Genomic DNA, 17,591 nt, shown 5'->3' on the forward strand with positions numbered 1-17,591 from the left:
CACCATGTTGCAAACACGGGGCCAGCGCAAACGTTTTGGATGTAAAGGAGGGTTCAGGGGAGGTTGGAGCCCGGCGTCTCCGGCGCCTCGGTTTCCGACTCAGGCGCTACCGGTTCCGGTGCCTGGCGAGGCTCGGGGAGAGGCTCGACGACCTCCACAGGAAGCCCCAGCTCCTGGCGTACACGCTCGTCGCCGCTGCCATTGAGCTGCCAGTAGGGGAGCCGCCGGTGACTTACGCGCTCAAAGGTACTGCCGTCGCCGGCGCCAAAGCGCACGATGCCTCGCGGTGCCTCGCGCTCCACTTCAAAAAAACGGGCGCCACCGGGCCAGGTCACATCAAAACGCGTCAACGCCTGCCCGTCCCGCTCCACCGTAGAGCGGGTGATGGTGGCCAGCACCACGCTCAGCGGCTGATGCTCGACGCGAGCCTGCCACAGCGGCACCACCATGGGGCCGGTCCAGGTGGTAGCCCCCTCCAGAAAAGGACCGTCGAGCTCGCGCACGTGCAGGGGGAGCGCGTCGGCGTAGAGCGCGCCCATCTCAATCTCCACGAGCTCTTCCTGATCGCCTTCGGAGTTAAAATAGGACGAGAGCCGGCTTAAATACAGCGAGCGCCCGGGCCACAGCGCGTGAAAGACCTGCCCGCACCACTCCTGAACGCCCATCGTGATCTTGACCGGGGCGTGTCGCTCGCGTTCGGCGTCCCAATGATCGACGGGGGCAAAGACGCTGCTCATGACGCGGTAGGGATACACGCCGGTCTGAAAATCGAGCAGGTGGTTGAGCTTAAGCACCTCAACGCGATGCTCGTCTTCCACCGCGTCATCTTTAATCCAGGTGCGGCGGTCATGCGGCTCGGTCACAAAAATGAGCGTCGCCTGTGCCTCTCGCAGCTCGCCATAACGCGCGATCTGGCCGCGGTACACGCTGACCTCACCGCGCCCATCTCCCCACTGCTCCCAGAACTCGGGCGAGGCGCGCTGATGCACCTCATCGGGAAGTTCGGCGATGCTGCCCACCTCGTCGGGAAGAGGAGGATCAGGGGTGGTGCAGGCCGTCAGAGCCGCACCCATCAGCCCCACCACAGCAAGGAAGACGGCCACACGTCTCATCGTTTGCTCTGCGCGCGCTCGGCCAGCCAGCCGAGCTCCTCGATGAGCTCATCGACCGAGGCGTAGCTGCGCGTCATCATTTGCACGTAGACCGGCGTCTCCTCGGACTCGGGCTCGGTGGAGGCGGCGGGTTTCTGCTCGGCCTCATCGACGCGGTAGCCGCGCTCCCGAAACGCCGCGATCTCCTCGTCCAGCTCCTCCTTGCCGGCGGCTTTCAACGCCTCGCCATCAAGCTCGGGGCGATCGGCGAACTCCGCGCCGAGCGCCACCCGCAACGCCGACGACTCGGGACGAACTTCGGCCAGCCGACGCCGCGCCTGCACGTAGTCGACACTCACAGCCCCATCGACCACCGAGACGTCAAAGGTGGTGTCGAGGGCCTTCTCCAATGCTTCTGCCAGTTGTTCTGCCGAGCGGGTCATCATGTAGCTCCATCATCATTTACACAGTGAACGGGAGGGCAAACCTGCGCACCGACCGACGTCTTTCCAGCCCTCTTAAGGCAGCCTTACAAGAAGTTGCGCTGCAGGCTCACGCCCAGCCGCGGCCCCACCCTCCCGACGCGATAGGCGCCCACAGGCCCCACCCAGTCGGAGCGCAGGTGCGCGCTGAGCGCCCAATGCGGCGAGCCCAGCGTCCATGTGGAGAAGATCCCGACGTTGGCGCGAAGTTGGGGGCCCCGGCTGCGAAGGCGCACACCGGCCTCAAGCCCGGCCGCCCACCGCATCGCCTCCACCCGCGTCCAGCTGACCCCGAGGCTCGCCTCGGGGCCGACGCTCCCGTAGCCCCCTTCCAGCCGCAGACTCACCACGTCGCGGTAGGTCATGTATTTGAGCGCGTGCACCCCGGCGCTCGCCAGCAACATCGCCACCGGCGAAGGCTCCAACGTTTGCGACGCTTCGGGCGATGCGTGGCGAAGATGCGCGACGACCTCCAGATAAGGACGGCGGCTGGCGCGAAGGCTGCGATCAAAGCCCAGCTTCAGATCTTCGAGCACCATCCAACGCACGCCGGCGCGTCCCTTCAAACCGAGGGCTCCGAGGGGCACGCGGCTCGAGGTGTCCCCGCCCAGGAGCAGCCCGCCGTCGGCGTGAAGTTGCAGCCGGTGCAGCCGCTCGCCAGCAAGGCGCAGCCCACCGCCCACGCGCAGGGTGCTCAGGCCCGGCCGTAGCCCCTCGGCCTCAAAGCGCCCCGCCCCGTTGTAGCTCCCCATACTCAGGCCGCTCTCAAGCGCGCTCATCAACACGGCGCGCTGGCAAAAGCCCGCCACCCCGAAGTCGATGGCAGCGTTGGCGCCGCAGCCCCCGCGGGCCTGCGCCACGCCGGGCGCCCCTCCCCCGATCAGCATCACCACCGCCATCGCGATGACCGCTCGCCAGGCTGCCCTCATCCCTTCTCACCTTCCCATCACCAGGTTGCCCCGGAGCTCGCCAACCCTCGGAGCAACCCGCCAGACGACAAAAGGCCGACACTCTCGCGCCGGCCCTTTTGTCTTCATGTTCAATCACTTACACGGCGTCAGCGGCGTTCAACGTGATCTTCACCAGCCTCAATCGCCGCCAGAGTGCCGCCGGCCACGTTGATGCACTCTTTGAAACCGGCCGACTCAAACACCTGAGCGGCCGCCGCGCTGCGCGCGCCGGAGCGGCAGATCACCGCGATCTCCCGATCGTCTTCCTTCGGAAGCTCACCGGCGCGAATCTCGGAGAGGGGAAAGAGCTCGGCGCCCTTGACGTGAACCTCGGCAAACTCATCTTTCTCGCGCACATCGATCAGTCGCAGGTTCTCAGCCTCGCGACGCGCGGCGAACTCTTTATAGCTCAGCTCTTTCATCATCTCCTCCGTCGTCGTATCGAAGTCAAAGCGTTCGGTCGGGCTTTAGCTGCGCAGATTCAGCTCGCCATCACCCAGCCCCAGCGGATCTCTGGGGATCACCACACCGGTCAGATCATACGCGCCGGCCTGCTGAATCTCCACCTCCACAAACTCGCCAGGCACCGGCACGTCGCCGCCGTAATCAAAGGAGAGGTAGACCACCCCGTCAATGTCGGGGGCCTGGCCGTAGTGGCGGCCTTCGAGCACGAGCTCATGCTCTTCGCTGACGCCATCGACGATCACCTCGGTGGTCTGGCCGACCCACTCGGCGTTTTTGCGCTCGCTGATGCCCTGCTGAAGCTCCATCAGCGCGTCACGACGCTCGATCTTGACGTGCTCCTCGACCTGGTCGTCCATCGCGCCGGCCACGGTGCCTTCTTCGGGGCTGTAGACAAAGACGCCCACCCGGTCGAACTCCACCTCTTTGACCCAGTCGTAGAGCTCGCGGAACTCCGCGTCGGTCTCACCGGGGTAGCCGGCGATCAGGCTGGTGCGCAGGACCAGATCGTCGATGCCCCGCAGCTTATCGATGAGCCGCGCCTGGGCGTCGCGCTGGATGTTGCGCTTCATCGACTTGAGGATGCGCCGGTTGATGTGCTGCAGCGGCATATCCACATAAGGCACGAGTTTGTCGGAGGTCTGGAAAAACTCCACCAGGTCGTCGGTGAAGTTCCAGGGGTACATATAAAGCAGGCGCACCCAGCTGATCTCGTCGGCCTCTTCGTCGAGGCGGCGAAGCAGGCGCAGCAGGTAGTCGCGGTTATGTCTGGGGTCGAGGTCGATGCCGTAGCTCGTCATATCCTGAGCGACCAGGATGACCTCGTTGACGCCGGCGCGCCCCAGCTTGCGGGCCTCGGCGACCACGTCGTCGATCGAGCGGCTCTTCTGGGTGCCGCGGATCGTGGGGATGATGCAGAAGCTGCACGAGCGCGAACACCCCTCGGCGATCTTCAGGTAGGCCGTGCCCCCGCGCACCGTGTTGGTGCGGGCGACCTCGTGATCCATGATGAAGCTGCCGGGCTGGATGTAGGTCTTCTGCGAGAGCCGGCCGTGAAGCGCCTCATTGATGGAGGTGAACGTCTGAGTGCCCAGGATCGCGTCGACCTCCGGGATCTCCGTCTCCAGCTCGCCGGAGTAGCGCTGCGAGAGGCACCCGGTGACCACGACCTTGCCCAGGCGGCCGCGTTTTTTCAGGTCGACCATCTCCATGATCGTGTCGACCGACTCTTCTTTGGCCGCGTCGATGAACCCGCAGGTGTTGACGACCACGATCTCGGCGTCTTCGACATCGGCGACCATCTCAAAGGCGCCGTCGCCCTGGATCATGCCGACCATCACCTCGGAGTCGACCCGGTTCTTGGGGCAACCCAGCGAGATCATATGAACTTTTTTAACCATGTCCGGCTCTTCTTAAAGGTGGTGCGCTCGACGCGGCGAGGTGGCCTTAGAAGCCTGGGATCGCTGGCGAGTCGAGCGGGAATTCCGCAGGCCTCATAGGCCAATCAACCCGATAAATCAACGCGCGCCCCAGATCGACTCGCCCATCCGCTCCAGAAAGCCGCTCTGAACGAGCACCTGACCGAACTCCGCGCACACCCGGGCGCTGCCTTCGGCAGCTGCCCTCCACGTCTGCCTCGCCACGGCCCCCGGAAAACGGGTGGCTTCGACGATACGCCGGCAATCCTCCCGCGCGTTTCCGGGCGTATACCAGCGCTCCACCTGCGCCAGAAACGCCCCGCGCGCCGCCTCATCGGAGAGCGCCTCGGTCTGGCCAAGCGTGGCCAGAAAGACGTCCTCCTCGCTGCAGAACGCGATCTCTTTGAGCACCGTGGCGCATTGCGCCTCGCTGCGCGCCAGATACCCACCCGGCAAAAAGCGCTCCCAGCCCTCCACCCCGGGCGCCTCCGGCGCCGGTTCGGTCTGAGCGACCACCGGATAGGTCTCCAGCGTCTGCGCCTCGGGCTGCCACTCCGACTGGCAGCCGGCGGCCAGCACCACCAGCGCCGCGACCATGCTCCACCTCAAGCGCATCAGCTCTCCCCGGCGTCTTCGGGCGCGATCTCATGGCGCTCGATCTTGCGGTAGAGCGTGGTGCGGTCCATCCCTAAGATCTCGGCCGCCCGCGACTTGTTGCCGCCGGTGCGTCCGAGCACATAGCCGACGTAGCGGATCTCCAGCTCTTCGAGCGTGGGCAGCCCGTCGAGCCCCAGGATCGACTGCCAGGTGAGCATGTCCAGATACGGCACGTCGCGACCGTCGCCGCCGGCGCCGCGCACCCGGGGGGGAAGATCTTCTGGCGAGATCTCCTCCTGCAGCGCCAATACCACCGCGCGCTCAATGTAGTTGCGAAGTTCGCGCACGTTGCCCGGCCAGTGGTACTGCATCAGCGCGCGTCCGGCCTCCGCCGACAGCCCGCGGATGGCCTTGTCGGAGCGCTCGGCAAAGCGCTCGATGAAATGCTGAGCCAGGAGCAGCACATCTTTGCCCCGCTCGCGCAAAGGCGGCAGGCTGAGCTCAATGACGTTGAAGCGAAAATACAGATCTTCGCGAAACTCCCCCTCTTTCACCTGGGCCTCCAGGTTGCGGTGAGTCGCGGCCACCAGGCGCACATCGACCTCCACCTCCTGGCTTCCTCCCACCGGGCGCACGCGCCGCTCCTCCAGTACCCGCAATAACTTCGGCTGCAAGGAGAGCGGAAGATCGCCGACCTCATCGAGAAAGAGCGTGCCGCCGTGGGCGCGCACAAAGAGCCCCTCTTTATCTTCGCGCGCGTCGGTAAAGGCCCCTTTCACATGCCCGAAGAGCTCGCTCTCCAGCAGACTCCCGGGGAGCGCGGCGCAGTTCACGGCCACAAAGGGCTTCTCACCGCGGTCGCTGCGCTTATGCAGCGCGCCGGCCACAAGCTCTTTGCCCGTGCCGCTTTCGCCGGTGATCAGCACCGAGGCCGGCGAGCGCGCCACGCGATCGATCATGCCAAAGAGCTCGCGCATCGGGGCGCTCTCGCCAATCATCGCCGCGCCGCCGCCGGCGCCCTCCGAGTCGACCTGCTCGCGCAGGCGTTTGACCTCCTCGCGCAGCTCCCGGTGCTCCAGGGCCCGGTCCAGAGCAATAGTCAGCGCCTCAATATCCACCGGCTTGGTCAAAAAGTCGTAGGCGCCGGCGCGGATCGCCGCCACCGCCGTCTCCAGGGTGCCAAAGGCCGTGATCACGATCACCGGTAGGTTGGGCCGATGGTCGACCAGCCGCCGGCAAAACTCGATGCCGTTAACTCCGGGCATGTTCAAGTCGGTGATGACCACCCCGGCATCCTGCGCCTCCAGCCCGGCAAAGGCCTCCTCGGCGCTGGTGTAAAAGCGCGCGTTGTACCCGCGCTTGTTCAGCCGCTCCCCGAGCACCTCGGCCATGCTCGCGTCATCATCGACGATCACCACATCGTACTTGCTCATTCACGCTCCTCAATCGGCAGGTACACCCCGAAGGTGCTTCCCTGACCTTCTTCACTCGTCACGTCGATCCAGCCGCCGTGTTCGCGCACGATCCCGTACGAAACCGAGAGCCCAAGCCCGCTGCCCTCACCGACGGCCTTGGTGGTGAAGAAGGGCTCAAAGATCTGCTCCAGCGCCTCCTCACTCATGCCCACGCCATCATCCTTCACCTCCACCAGCACAAAGTCGCGCTCGCAGCCCTCATCATCTTCAGGGTGCGGCCGGCGCACCGCGCGCAGCGCAACCTCCACCCGGCCGCCCTCCTGCTGACAGGCGTGCATCGCGTTGACCAACAGGTTTGTGAGCACCTGGGTGATCTGGTCGGCGTCCACGTCGCTGGCAAACGCCTGCGGCTCGGCGCTCAATTCCATCGTGACCTGACGTTTCTCCGCGATCGGGCGAATCAGCTCGATGGCCTGCTCGACCACCGGGCCGACCTCCATGCGCGTTTTGCTCAGGTGTCGCACCCGGGCAAAGTCCATCAGCTGACGGATGATTTTGGTGATGCGCGAGGTTTGCTCGCCAATGATGCGCGCGTTGCGCTCCACCTCGTCGCCCTCAACTTCTTTGTCTTCGATCATCGCCGCGCGCATCGAGATGACGTTGAGCGGCGTGCCCAGCTCATGGGCCAGACCCGCAGCTAGCGTGCCCACCGTCTTAAGGCGGTCGGCGTGACGAAGTTGTTGAAGCGCCTGAATACGAGCCGCCGTCTCTTCCTCCAACTTTTCGCTGGCGCCGGCGAGCTGGTCGCTCATCAGGTTCATCTCCATGGCGAGCACGCTGAGCTCGCCGTGCCCCTCCAGCTTCAGCGGGGTTTTCAAGTCGCCTTTACCGATCGAGCGCGCGCGCGCCACAAGCGCGTCGACAGGGCGAGCGATAAAGAGCAGCCCGGTGACCATGGCCAGGCCGCTGGCCATCACCAGCATCAAGAGCGTCGTCCAGACGATGCGCCATTTTGAGGCGCGCACATACGCCTGCTCGCGCGCGAAGGACTCCGAGAGTTCCACGGCGCCCACCCGCCCCTCTTCGACCACCACGGGCACATAGGTGTAGAGGCGGCCGGCCTCGATCTGGTCGCGGTCGATCCAGCTGACGGCTCGGCCCTCCTCCAGCAGCACGTTGAGATCGAGGGGCGCCTCAGGCCGCAGGCGCTCCAGCGTGCCGGTCTGCGCCCACACCCAGCGCACACGCAACCTCTCACTGGCCTGGTTGGACCGCTCCACCAGCTCCAGCGCAAAATCCTCCCCGAACTCCTCGCGACCGTAGCGCACCATCACCGCCAGGGGCTGCCCCAGCGCGTAGTGGTCCCTCCGCATCTGGGCCTCAAAGAGCCCCGACTCGCGGTCGATCCGCGAGTAGCCCTGCCAGGCCATAATCAGGCAGATCCCGCCGATGAAAAAGAGCGTGATCTTAAACGTAAGACGCATGGTCTCCTCGAAAGCGCGCGTCCCGAACAGCGCGCATTCTCCCCCAGCCCCCGATCTGGCGCAAACGCCCTCGTGTCACACCACGCCCGAGTGTGGCGTTTTGCAACATGTGGTCGTTTTCGACGATCCCGAGCCGCGTTCTGTCGCGTGACGCCACGCCGCCCCGCGGCTCAAAAAACCTCAAAAAACAACGAAAAACCAACGTCTTATAAAGACATTTCCGTTAATTTTAGAAAAATTTCCACCTCTGGCACGTCGTCTGCATTACCGAGGACCGTCAGTCACGAGGTGCCCTCCCGATGGTGGGTTCCCCCGCTGGCAAAACAGGTAGTGAAAGGTTCTTCCCAGACCCTTTCCGACACCATGCGCCGGTGGCGGCGCGCTGAAAATTTCCGATGTGTTCCCGAACGTCCTCGCGCCGCCACCGCGTCATACTTCCGTGAGGAGCCCGACTGGCGCGGCTCCCTTTAGAGAAAAGCAGGAGATTTCAATATGTCTACCAAGCTCTCGACCCGCCTGACCGCCCTCCTCTGCGCCCTCGCCCTGGCTGTGCCGGCCACCTCGGCCTTCGCCGCCACCCCCGATGCGCCCACCACCATCGCCTGCGACGGCGACGACGGTGACGACGACAGCACCTTCGCCGAAGAAGACGGCGATGACGACGACTCCGAAGAACTCGCTGAAGGCGATGACGCCGGCGATGACGACGACTCCGAAGAGCTCGCCGAAGGCGACGACGACGGCGACGATGACGACTCCGAGGAACTCGCTGAAGGCGACGACGACGGCGACGATGATGACTCCGAGGAGCTCGCCTGTGACGGCGATGACGGCGACGACGATTCGACCTTCGCTGAAGGCGACGATGACGGCGACGACGACGAAGAGATCTTCCTCGCCGAAGGCGACGACGACGGCGACGATGATGACTCCGAGGAGCTCGCCTGTGACGGCGATGACGGCGACGACGATTCGACCTTCGCTGAAGGCGACGATGACGGCGACGACGACGAAGAGATCTTCCTCGCCGAAGGCGACGATGACGGCGACGACGACGAAGAGATCTTCCTCGCTGAAGGCGACGATGACGGCGACGACGACGAAGAGATCGTCTGAGTTGTCTTAAGATGGCCCTTCGGGGCCTGATCGCGACGCCGGTACATTGCGGGCTGCAGAGCCGGCGTCGTGTGACTTCGTCGAAGACCGAGGGTCCCCATCGTCCCTCGGCTTCGACGTTTTTTTATGCCCGCGTCCCGACCCTGAACGCTGAATGTTGTGCGGCCGAGCGCCCGGTTTAGCCGAGCGGTGAAAACCCGAAGCTCATCTTCACGGCCCGGTATTCGGGGTGAACCTCGCCAGCGGCGTCGCGAATGATCAGCGGGGGCTCCTCCCAGGTCTGCCCGCGCACCGCTTCGGGAAGATCGGCGTTGCGCATCATCACAAAGAGCCCGATCAGCGGGGGGTTGCCCTCACGGAAGATCACCGGACGCCAGCGCACGATCGTCATGTCGGCGTTTTCCGCCGCCTCCCAGGGGCGCACCTTCTGCTGCGGCCTGTCCACGGGGAAGACGCAGGCAAAGACGCCGCCCGGGTTGAGGTGTGCGGCAGCGACCTCGGCGTAGTCGGCCACCGAGCCGCGCACCTCAAAGCGGCACGCCACCTTCTGGGGGTGGTCGCCCTGGGTGCCATCGCTCAGCGGCCAGTAAGGCGGACTCCCCAGCACCAGGTCAAAACGCTCATCCTCGGCCAGAACCTCTGGATCGCGAAAGTCGCCCTGGCGAATCTCATAGCGATCTTCGAGTCCATTGTAGGCGGTGGAGCGACGCGCCAGCGCCACGCTCTCCTCCTGCGCTTCGACGGTCACAAAGCGTGCACCGCGCAGGCGCCAGGCCGCCGTCATGCCGACCGAGCCCACGCCGCTCCCCAAATCCAGCACCGCGCCTGCGCTCGGGCACCAGGAGCTTCCATACCAGGCGGTGAGCACGTCGTCGGTCGAGAAACGATGGCCTTTTTTGAGCTGGAAGATGCGAAAATGGCCGCTTAGCGCGTCGAGCGATTCGCCCTCACCGGCCTCAAAGTCCATCATCCTCGCCACGTCGGGCAGGGGGCCGGGCACCGCCCACCCCTTAAAGGTCGGCTCCACGTTGCGAATATCGCGCTTCTTTCGGGCCATCACACATACCTTCGCCCCGCGCGGGTCAGGCGCCGGGCGTCGCATCGTCGTTGATTGAAAGGGACAAAGAGGTTGGGGACTTAATACCCCAGCGAGATCAGGTCGCGACCATCGGTGATGGCCTCGCGCATCGCTTCGAGCAGCGCCCACCCGCGCAGCAGCTGCCACACCTGGGGGGTATCGCGATCGGCGCAGGTGTTAAAAAGATCAAATCGCGCCTCGCGATCCATCGCGCCCGGACGCGTGAAGCGGCGCTCCAGCTGCGTCTCACTCCACTCCAGGCCCACCTCCCGGCCCAGGCGCACGAGCAGCTCCGCCAGGTAAGGCGCGTAGGCCTCGCACTCATCAAAACTTAACCAGCCATGCGGCCAGCTCGCCAGGTAGCGCACCGCCTCGGGCATCTCCGGCTGGGCGTGGCGAAAAAACACCCCGCGCAGCGGCCGGCAGGCCACCTTCCAGCCCAGGTCGCGGGCGATCGGGTACCAGTCCAGGCTCACCCAGCGCGAGCGCTGCCAGCCCGGCCACACATCCAGGCCGATATCCTGGCAGACCAGGCGCAAAAACTGGCTGTAAAACCCGGTCAGCGCCGCGTAGACCTCCCAGCTTTCTTGTTTGAGCGGGGCCACATCCCAGAAGACGCCCTCCCCATCAAGGATCTTCTCGACGTAGGGCTGCGCGCCCTCGGGCACCTGGTCGCGAATCACCACCCGCAGGGCCGGCGCATAAATGCTGGTGCGGTGGAGCTGCTCTTGAATCCGCTCCAGACTCCCCAACATGTACTGGTTGCCTTCACCCATCGCCGCGCCACCTGCTCATCATCTCGGACCACCCGCCTCACTCAAAACATCCACGTCGCCATCGGCCGGGTTCACGCCGCAGCCCATCGTCTGGCGCAGGGCTACAGCACCGGCTCTGGCGAGGTAAAGGGGCCGGAGGCCTGCGCCCGGGAGCAAAACTGCTGAAAGCGCACCCGGTTGACCTCGATCTGGTCGCCCGGGATCGTGAGCACCTGATCGCCAAGCACCAGAATCAGCCCGTCGCGCTGCAACCTGCGCAGGCAGCGGCGTAAAAACGCCCCCACATCATGGCGCGTGCGGCGTTGGCCCACGTTGAGATCGTGCAGCTCGAGGATCTCGCAGTGCTCCAGGCGAGGCTCCTCGGCGCTGCCGCCGACCCGCGCGCGCACCACCGCCCCGTCACAGGCGTACTCGCGCAGCCCGGTGAACACGCCACCGGGCGGCACGTGAATCTTCTGATAATGCTCGGAGGGCTCGATCACCCGTGATCCTTTAAGCGCTCTGCTTCTCGTAGACCAACATCGGCTTCTCGCGATGCAGCACGCTCTCTTCGGTGATCACGCACTCGCGCACGTTCTCCAGGCTGGGCAGCTCGTACATGATATCGAGCATGACCTCCTCGATGATCGCGCGCAGCCCGCGAGCGCCGGTCTTGCGCTTGATGGCCTCGCGCACAATCGCCACCATCGCGTCCTGGTTGAAGCGCAGCTTGACGTTCTCGAGTTCAAACAACTTCTGGTACTGCTTGACCAGGCTGTTCTTGGGCTTCCAGAGGATCTCGACAAGCATGTCCTCGCTGAGCTCATCGAAGGCCACGATCACCGGGAAGCGGCCCACAAACTCGGGGATCATCCCGAACTTCACCACGTCTTCGGGACGCACGTGGCGCAGCAGGTCGTTGCTGCTCTCCAGGCGCTTGGAGAAGTCGGCGCCAAAGCCCATCTGGCTCTTGCCGATGCGCCGGGCGATGATGTCGGTCAGGCCCTGGAAGGAGCCGCTGGCGATAAAGAGGATGTTGCCGGTGTCGACCTGGATGAACTCCTGCTGGGGCCGATTGCGCGAGCCCTCCGGGGTGATCATCACGCGCGAGGACTCCACCATCTTCAACAGCGCCTGCTGCACGCCCTCACCGCCCACGTCGCGGGTGGAGGAGGGGCTGTCGCCGCGACGGCTGATCTTGTCGATCTCGTCGATGCACACGATCCCGCGGCTGGCGCGCTCGACGTCGCGGTCGGCGGCGAGCCAGAGGTTCTTGACGACGTTCTCGACGTCTTCGCCCACGTAGCCGGCTTCGGTGAGGCTGGTGGCGTCGGCGATGGTAAAGGGCACGTCGAGCTTTTTGGCCAGCGACTGCGCCATCAGGGTCTTGCCGCTGCCGGTGGGGCCGATGAGCAGGATGTTGCCCTTGGTCAGTTCCACGCCCTCATCTTCTTCGTGGGGCTCGGCGCCGGCGGCCTCAAGCTCCGCGCTGCGGATGCGCTTGTAGTGGTTGTACACCGCAACCGAGAGCGCGCGCTTGGCGCGGTCCTGCCCGACGATATGCTCATCGAGGAAGGTCTTGATCTGGGAGGGGCGCATCTCCTTGAGCTCTTTCTTCTTCTCGGGCTCGCGGTGACGGTCTTCCTCAATGATCTCGCGGCAGAGGGAGACGCACTCATCGCAGATATGCACCTTGGGTCCGGCGATGAGCTTCTGCACATCGCGGGCCTCTTTGCCGCAGAAGGAGCAGCGCACCTTGCTTTCAGAATCTGTGGTCTTCATCTCGCTCTCGTTATTCTGTTCGGGGCAGCCCACCTGTGGGCTCTCGATCACGACGTCAAAACGAACGCCGAGATCGATTTACTCCCCAACGCGTCGGGGCCAGTCCCTGAAGGCGGCGCTGGCGAGTTGGGCGAGGCAGTCTGCATGTTGCGGGGCCGGGGTGCAAGCGCCGCCGGGGGCGGCGCTTTTGAAGCCTCACCCCTCCCCGGTCAACGACTCCAGACGGCTGCGCACCACCTCAAACTCGCGCACCATCTTTAAGGTAAGCTCGGCGTGACCGTGGGCGTAACCGTTGCCGATGAGCAGGTCGACGTCTTTGCCCACGCCCTCGCTGCCGAGCGCGGCGCGGGAGAAGTCGGTGGCCATGTTGAAGAAATAGACCACACCGCGGTCGCGCGCCGGCAAGATCGCCGACATCTCGGTGCCGCTGACGTTGCAGGTGTTGATGACCACGTCAACCAGCTCGCCACCGGTCATCGACTCGACGGCCTTGAGCACCTCGGTGGGGATTTTGGCGTTGGCGGTGCGGAAGTCGTCCACGATGCCCGCTTCTTTGAGGAGCTTGAGATTGGTGTCGTGAAGATCGACGGCGTAGACCTCGCCCTCATCGCCCAGGGTGGCGCGGGCGGTGGCCGCGCAGAGCATGCCGGACTTGCCCGCGCCCAGGATCAGCACGCGCTTTTTGCCGGCGACCAGGCGCGCGGTCTGCGCCGGGGCCCCGCACACATCGAGCGCCGAGAGCGCTACGCGCTCGGGCAGATCGTCGGGCATCGCCACGATCGGCGAGGAGGGCCAGAGGTAGGCGGTGCCCTCGATGTCCATCTGGTCGGCGTCGAGGTGCACTTTGATGACGCGATCGATCTTGAGCGGGGTGAGCGTCAGGCTCACCAGCGAGGCCACGCGCTGGCCAACTTTAAGCTCGACCGGGCCTTTGTAGTCTTTGCCGATGGCTTTGACCGTGCCCAGCAGCATGCCGCCGCTGCCGGTGACCGGGTTTTGCATCTTGCCGCGCTCGGCGACGATCGCACACACCCGCTCGGCGACCTTCGCCTCATCGCGGCCCAGCTCGCCGAGGATCTGGTGAAAACTTGCCGAGTCGATGTTGAGGGTCTGCACCTCGATCACGATCTCGTTATCAAACGCCTCACTCTCGGCATCCAGGCGCTGTGCGGCCTGCGGAAGGGCCCCTTCGGGCTCAAGGACTCGATGCAACCCCAGATCATGACCACGTCGCTCGCTCACGCTCGCTCCTTTACGTATCGGGCGGGCTGCCAGGCTGGCGTCGACCTCGACCGCCGCCGCACACCCACCCTGTAAACCACTGAATTCATTCCACTTTAAGCTCGAAGAAACGTCTTAACTCAGGCGCTTCATCACCTTCTGAAGATCCTCCCAGGCCGGGCGTTTTTTGCCGGTATCACGCAGAAGGTCGTCGGGATGGAAGGTCGGCAAGAGGGCGATGCCCTCAAAGGACTGCCAGCTCCCGCGCACCTCCGGGCGGCGCGCAGCCTGGCCGAGAAGCGCCAGGGTGGCAAAGCCGCCCAGCGCCACGATGACCTCGGGCTGCACCACCTCGATCTGCTTTTTCAAAAAGGGCAGACACTCGCTGACCTCGCCACTCTGCGGCCGACGGTCCCCCGGGGGGCGGCATTTGACGACGTTGGTGATGTAGACCTGCTCCCGCGAGAGCCCCATCGCTTTGATCATCCCGCTCAGAAGCTCCCCTGAAGCGCCGGCGAAGGGGCGGCCGGCGCGATCGTCGTCGCCGTCGGGCGCGTCGCCGATGAACATCAGGCGCGCGGTGGGGTTGCCCTGGCCAAAGACGATCTGGGTGCGTGACTCGCAGAGCCCGCAGCGGCGGCAGCTCCCCAGGTAGTTTTGCAAAAAGTCCATCTTCTCGGCCGGCGTCATCGACGCGGCTGATTTCTGCGCAGGCCTGGTCTGCGAAGGCTGAGCGCGCGAGGGGGGCGCGTCGACCGGGGCGAAGGCCTCGTGGGAGTAGTCCTCGTAGGCCACCTCATCGTACATCGGGCCGTCGTAATCGTCGTAAGGGGGCGGCTCGTCGTTGAGGGAGACCGGCGTCGATTTTTGTGCAGACGGCGACGAGGTCGGCTTCGAGGAGGTGTTCGGGGAGGGGCCCGATGCCTTCGATTCGGAAGGGCGACCGCCGCCCGGCGCGGTGTCCGGCGAGGATTGTGAGCCTCGCTCCCCGCGCGCGCCTCCCGCGGTGAAGGTCGGCATGGTGCGCGCGCCGAGCTGCGCCCAGATCGGAGCGCCGGCGTCGGAAGCATTCTGGGAGGTGGGTGCCGAAGGCGCCTGCGCGGGCGCAGCCGGCTCCTTGAACGAAGGCCGCGGAGCCGCGCCCCCACGCTCCGCCGCCGATCGTTCGGCTGGCGGTGATGTCGGTGGTCGCGAGCGCTCGGGGCTCGGCCGCGAAGACGCTCGCTCCGGCGGTCGCGACGCGCCCGAGGGCTGCGAGCCCGAACCGAGGTTGGCGCGCATCTGCGCCAGCTGACGCTCCTGCCGCGCGTCCTTGAAGGCCTCAAACGCGGCGCGGTCGGCCTCCGACGCCGGGCTGGAGCCGATCACACCCTGAGCCTGCTGCCATTGCAGGTAGCGGCGAAGATCCCCGACCAGGGCTTTGACGTACGCTCGTTTCGTCATCACGGCTCTCGTTTAACCATAGATCCGGCAGCGAACACAACGGCCCGCGCCCTCGATCCTATCATCCAACGCATCGCGCGCGCTCAGCGGGGACGTTGCTCAGCGAGCGCCTCCCACAGCGCGAGGGCCACCTCGGCTTTGGTGCCGCTGAAAGTGCGCGGCTCCTCCTCGCCAGCCAGAAGATGCACCGTGGCGCTCTCGGCTCCAAACGTGCTCGTGGGTCCGCCGATGACATTGGCCACGATCGCGTGCGCGCCCTTGCGCTCGCGCTTGGCGCGGGCGCGCTCGATCACATCGTGGCTCTCGGCGGCAAAGCCCACCACCAGCGGTCGGCGGGCGTTCTCTTCGCCCGCGCTCCCCTGACCATAACGCTCGCCAAGCTCAGCCAGGATGTCCGGGTTGCGCTCCAGCTCAAGCGTGGGAGCCATCTGCGACTTGGGCACCTTCGTGTCGCTCGGGTGGGCCGGCCGCCAGTCGGCGACCGCTGCCACCATCATCGCCACATCCACGTCAGCGGCGCGCGCCATCACCTCGCGGTGCATCTGCGCGGCGCTGAGCACGTCGACCCGCGTCACGCCGTAGGGCGCCTCAAGCGCGGTGGGGCCGCTGACCAGCGTGACCTCGGCGCCCAGCCGGCGAGCTGCGGCGGCCAGCGCGTAGCCCATCTTGCCGCTTGAGGGGTTCGACAAAAACCTCGCCGCGTCGATCGCCTCGCGGGTCGGACCGGCGCTCACGAGCACGCGTTTGCCTTTGAGACGTTGCGGAGAGAGTGCCCGATCGAGCTCCGCCAGAATCACCGGCGGATCCGGCAACCTCCCGGCTCCGACCTCCCCACACGCCAGCTCGCCGGCATCCGGCTCAATGACCAGGTGGCGTTCGGTATGGCGCAGGGTCTCAAGGTTCGCCTGCACCCGGGGGTGCAGGTACATCTGCGTGTTCATCGCCGGCGCCACCACCACCGGCGCGCGCGTGGCGAGCAGCACCGTCGTCAGCAGATCGTCGGCCATGCCCTGAGCCATCTTCGCGATGGTGTTGGCCGTGGCCGGCGCCACCAGCACCACATCGGCCCAGCGCGCGAGCTCAATATGGCCGATCTGCGCCTCATACCCCGCATCAAAGGTCGCCACCCCCACCGGCTGCTGCGTGAGCGCCTGAAAGGTCAGCGGCGTCACAAACTCCTGCGCATTGCGCGTCATGACCACGCGCACCTCGTCGCCGCGTTTGACCAACGCCCGCACAAGCTCACAGGCCTTATAGGCCGCGATCCCGCCGCTTACGCCCAGCACCACCTTCAACGCCACAATCGCCTCACTTCGCCGTCCACCGCCCCTCATCGAGGCGGCGACCGGCCAGAAAATCAAGGAGCACACTCACCATATACCCGGTCGCCCCCCAGATGGTGTGGCCCTCAAACTCATAAAAATGCAGATCGTAGGAGACCCCGTCCCAGCTGCGCTTCTCCACGCGCTGAAAGGCCGGATCGGCCAGGTGCTCAAGCGGCACCATAAACATCTCTTCGATCTCCGCCGGGTTGGTCACCAGCTCGTAGGGATGAGCGAACTCCCCCACAAACGTCGTGACCTCGTAGCCACTGATCGTGGGCATACGCACAAGCGATCCGTAAAGCTGCACATCATCGGGCAAAAGCCCGATCTCCTCATAGGCCTCGCGCAGCGCGGTGTCGCGCAAGCGCGCGTCCTCCGGATCGCGGCGGCCTCCGGGGAAGCTCACCTCCCCGGAGTGCTGACGCATGGAGGCGGGGCGCTCGGTAAAGACCACATGCAGCTCCTGGCCCACCTGGCATAACGGCGCGAGCACGGCGGCCTGACGCAGCGGCCGGCCCTCCAGGCCCGGCACCCGGTCAAAATGCACCGCCGGCTCCCAGCCCAGCTCCCCCAGGCGCTGGCGCACCCGATCTGGCGCAAAGCGCGAGCTCATCTTCGCACTCGCGCTTCAAAGACGTTGCGACCGTCTTCCTCGCCAACAAAGCGGATGTCGAGGACCTCCATCATCATCTTGCGGATCTTCCCGCGGGGCAGACGAATGTGGCAGTAGTCCTCGTCTTCGACCTTCATCACCCGGCAGCGCCCGAGTTTGGGGTGATCGAGGATGTCGCCGGCTTTGAGCCAGGGGGCGTCCAGATCGTCATCAAAGCTGGCGGCTTTGGCGGGCTTTTTGGGCGCCGGGCGCCCCTTGCGGGCCTGCTCGCGACGGGTCTCGGTGGAGTCGGCCTCGGCGATGGCGTCGGCCCAGGAGAGGCCCGGGGCGCCGCCGGTGGAGGCGGCGGGCGCGCTTGC

18 protein-coding genes are annotated in these 17,591 nt (G+C 65.5%); 1 reads left to right on the forward strand and 17 read right to left on the reverse strand.

Annotated elements, in window-relative coordinates:
• Positions 1-53: 53 nt before the first annotated feature.
• From FRC96_RS00750 to FRC96_RS00785, 8 genes are all read right to left on the reverse strand, one after another.
• Positions 54-1,112, reverse strand: coding sequence for a hypothetical protein (locus tag FRC96_RS00750; protein ID WP_146972135.1), 1,059 nt, complete (start codon positions 1,110-1,112; stop codon positions 54-56).
• Entirely contained in the window at positions 1,109-1,534 is a 426-nt protein-coding gene (locus FRC96_RS00755; protein WP_146972136.1) for a hypothetical protein, read from the reverse strand. Before FRC96_RS00755 ends, FRC96_RS00750 begins: the two co-directional genes overlap by 4 nt.
• A gap of 86 nt (positions 1,535-1,620) precedes the next feature.
• Entirely contained in the window at positions 1,621-2,502 is an 882-nt protein-coding gene (locus FRC96_RS00760) for a hypothetical protein (protein WP_146972137.1), read from the reverse strand.
• A gap of 128 nt (positions 2,503-2,630) precedes the next feature.
• Positions 2,631-2,945 carry a rhodanese-like domain-containing protein gene (locus tag FRC96_RS00765; RefSeq protein ID WP_146972138.1) on the reverse strand — a complete coding sequence of 105 codons (315 nt, stop codon included), beginning with the start codon at positions 2,943-2,945 and terminating at the stop codon, positions 2,631-2,633.
• A 45-nt stretch (positions 2,946-2,990) separates the two neighbouring features.
• On the reverse strand, positions 2,991-4,385 hold the full coding sequence (gene rimO, locus FRC96_RS00770; RefSeq protein WP_146972139.1) for a 30S ribosomal protein S12 methylthiotransferase RimO: 1,395 nt from the start codon (positions 4,383-4,385) through the stop codon (positions 2,991-2,993).
• A gap of 117 nt (positions 4,386-4,502) precedes the next feature.
• Positions 4,503-5,018, reverse strand: coding sequence for a hypothetical protein (locus FRC96_RS00775; protein ID WP_146972140.1), 516 nt, complete (start codon positions 5,016-5,018; stop codon positions 4,503-4,505).
• Positions 5,018-6,433 (reverse strand): sigma-54-dependent transcriptional regulator, encoded by a 1,416-nt coding sequence (locus FRC96_RS00780; RefSeq protein WP_146972141.1) that lies wholly within the window; start codon positions 6,431-6,433, stop codon positions 5,018-5,020. Before FRC96_RS00780 ends, FRC96_RS00775 begins: the two co-directional genes overlap by 1 nt.
• Positions 6,430-7,899 carry a sensor histidine kinase gene (locus tag FRC96_RS00785; RefSeq protein WP_146972142.1) on the reverse strand — a complete coding sequence of 490 codons (1,470 nt, stop codon included), beginning with the start codon at positions 7,897-7,899 and terminating at the stop codon, positions 6,430-6,432. Before FRC96_RS00785 ends, FRC96_RS00780 begins: the two co-directional genes overlap by 4 nt.
• A gap of 492 nt (positions 7,900-8,391) precedes the next feature.
• On the opposite strand from FRC96_RS00785, the gene FRC96_RS00790 reads away from it, so the two are divergent.
• Positions 8,392-9,015: a hypothetical protein gene (locus FRC96_RS00790; RefSeq protein WP_146972143.1), complete on the forward strand. Its 624-nt coding sequence runs from the start codon at positions 8,392-8,394 to the stop codon at positions 9,013-9,015.
• 178 nt (positions 9,016-9,193) lie between these two features.
• Here the strand turns inward: FRC96_RS00790 and FRC96_RS00795 are convergent, their stop codons facing one another.
• The 9 genes from FRC96_RS00795 to FRC96_RS21625 all read right to left on the reverse strand — a co-directional run.
• A complete protein-coding gene (locus tag FRC96_RS00795) occupies positions 9,194-10,072 on the reverse strand; it encodes a tRNA1(Val) (adenine(37)-N6)-methyltransferase (protein ID WP_230469698.1) in 879 nt (292 codons plus the stop codon).
• Between the two features lie 80 nt (positions 10,073-10,152).
• Positions 10,153-10,869 (reverse strand): hypothetical protein, encoded by a 717-nt coding sequence (locus tag FRC96_RS00800; RefSeq protein ID WP_146972145.1) that lies wholly within the window; start codon positions 10,867-10,869, stop codon positions 10,153-10,155.
• Positions 10,870-10,970: 101 nt separating this feature from the next.
• Positions 10,971-11,351, reverse strand: coding sequence for a hypothetical protein (locus FRC96_RS00805; protein ID WP_146972146.1), 381 nt, complete (start codon positions 11,349-11,351; stop codon positions 10,971-10,973).
• 10 nt (positions 11,352-11,361) lie between these two features.
• Positions 11,362-12,630, reverse strand: a complete 1,269-nt coding sequence (clpX, locus tag FRC96_RS00810) for an ATP-dependent Clp protease ATP-binding subunit ClpX (RefSeq protein ID WP_127780575.1) — start codon at positions 12,628-12,630, stop codon at positions 11,362-11,364.
• Between the two features lie 195 nt (positions 12,631-12,825).
• Positions 12,826-13,872 (reverse strand): L-erythro-3,5-diaminohexanoate dehydrogenase, encoded by a 1,047-nt coding sequence (locus FRC96_RS00815; RefSeq protein ID WP_146972147.1) that lies wholly within the window; start codon positions 13,870-13,872, stop codon positions 12,826-12,828.
• Positions 13,873-13,986: 114 nt separating this feature from the next.
• Complete coding sequence (locus FRC96_RS21620) at positions 13,987-15,294, reverse strand: uracil-DNA glycosylase family protein (RefSeq protein ID WP_230469699.1); 1,308 nt, start codon at positions 15,292-15,294, stop codon at positions 13,987-13,989.
• A gap of 83 nt (positions 15,295-15,377) precedes the next feature.
• Entirely contained in the window at positions 15,378-16,595 is a 1,218-nt protein-coding gene (gene coaBC, locus FRC96_RS00825; RefSeq protein WP_230469700.1) for a bifunctional phosphopantothenoylcysteine decarboxylase/phosphopantothenate--cysteine ligase CoaBC, read from the reverse strand.
• A 7-nt stretch (positions 16,596-16,602) separates the two neighbouring features.
• Positions 16,603-17,232 carry an NUDIX hydrolase gene (locus tag FRC96_RS00830; protein WP_146972149.1) on the reverse strand — a complete coding sequence of 210 codons (630 nt, stop codon included), beginning with the start codon at positions 17,230-17,232 and terminating at the stop codon, positions 16,603-16,605.
• Positions 17,229-17,591: hypothetical protein (locus FRC96_RS21625; RefSeq protein ID WP_230469701.1), on the reverse strand; the 363-nt coding region annotated here is incomplete at its 5' end. The genes FRC96_RS21625 and FRC96_RS00830, both read right to left, overlap by 4 nt.

The organism is Lujinxingia vulgaris (assembly GCF_007997005.1).
GTDB lineage: Bacteria > Myxococcota_A > Bradymonadia > Bradymonadales > Bradymonadaceae > Lujinxingia.

Coding starts and splice junctions, on each gene's coding strand:
- FRC96_RS00750 (WP_146972135.1), bottom strand. CDS start 1,112: ATGAGACGTGTGGCCGTCTTCCTTGCTGTGGTGGGGCTGATGGGTGCG.
- FRC96_RS00755 (WP_146972136.1), bottom strand. CDS start 1,534: ATGACCCGCTCGGCAGAACAACTGGCAGAAGCATTGGAGAAGGCCCTC.
- FRC96_RS00760 (WP_146972137.1), bottom strand. CDS start 2,502: ATGAGGGCAGCCTGGCGAGCGGTCATCGCGATGGCGGTGGTGATGCTG.
- FRC96_RS00765 (WP_146972138.1), bottom strand. CDS start 2,945: ATGAAAGAGCTGAGCTATAAAGAGTTCGCCGCGCGTCGCGAGGCTGAG.
- rimO (WP_146972139.1), bottom strand. CDS start 4,385: ATGGTTAAAAAAGTTCATATGATCTCGCTGGGTTGCCCCAAGAACCGG.
- FRC96_RS00775 (WP_146972140.1), bottom strand. CDS start 5,018: ATGCGCTTGAGGTGGAGCATGGTCGCGGCGCTGGTGGTGCTGGCCGCC.
- FRC96_RS00780 (WP_146972141.1), bottom strand. CDS start 6,433: ATGAGCAAGTACGATGTGGTGATCGTCGATGATGACGCGAGCATGGCC.
- FRC96_RS00785 (WP_146972142.1), bottom strand. CDS start 7,899: ATGCGTCTTACGTTTAAGATCACGCTCTTTTTCATCGGCGGGATCTGC.
- FRC96_RS00790 (WP_146972143.1), top strand. CDS start 8,392: ATGTCTACCAAGCTCTCGACCCGCCTGACCGCCCTCCTCTGCGCCCTC.
- FRC96_RS00795 (WP_230469698.1), bottom strand. CDS start 10,072: ATGGCCCGAAAGAAGCGCGATATTCGCAACGTGGAGCCGACCTTTAAG.
- FRC96_RS00800 (WP_146972145.1), bottom strand. CDS start 10,869: ATGGGTGAAGGCAACCAGTACATGTTGGGGAGTCTGGAGCGGATTCAA.
- clpX (WP_127780575.1), bottom strand. CDS start 12,630: ATGAAGACCACAGATTCTGAAAGCAAGGTGCGCTGCTCCTTCTGCGGC.
- FRC96_RS21620 (WP_230469699.1), bottom strand. CDS start 15,294: ATGACGAAACGAGCGTACGTCAAAGCCCTGGTCGGGGATCTTCGCCGC.
- FRC96_RS00830 (WP_146972149.1), bottom strand. CDS start 17,232: ATGAGCTCGCGCTTTGCGCCAGATCGGGTGCGCCAGCGCCTGGGGGAG.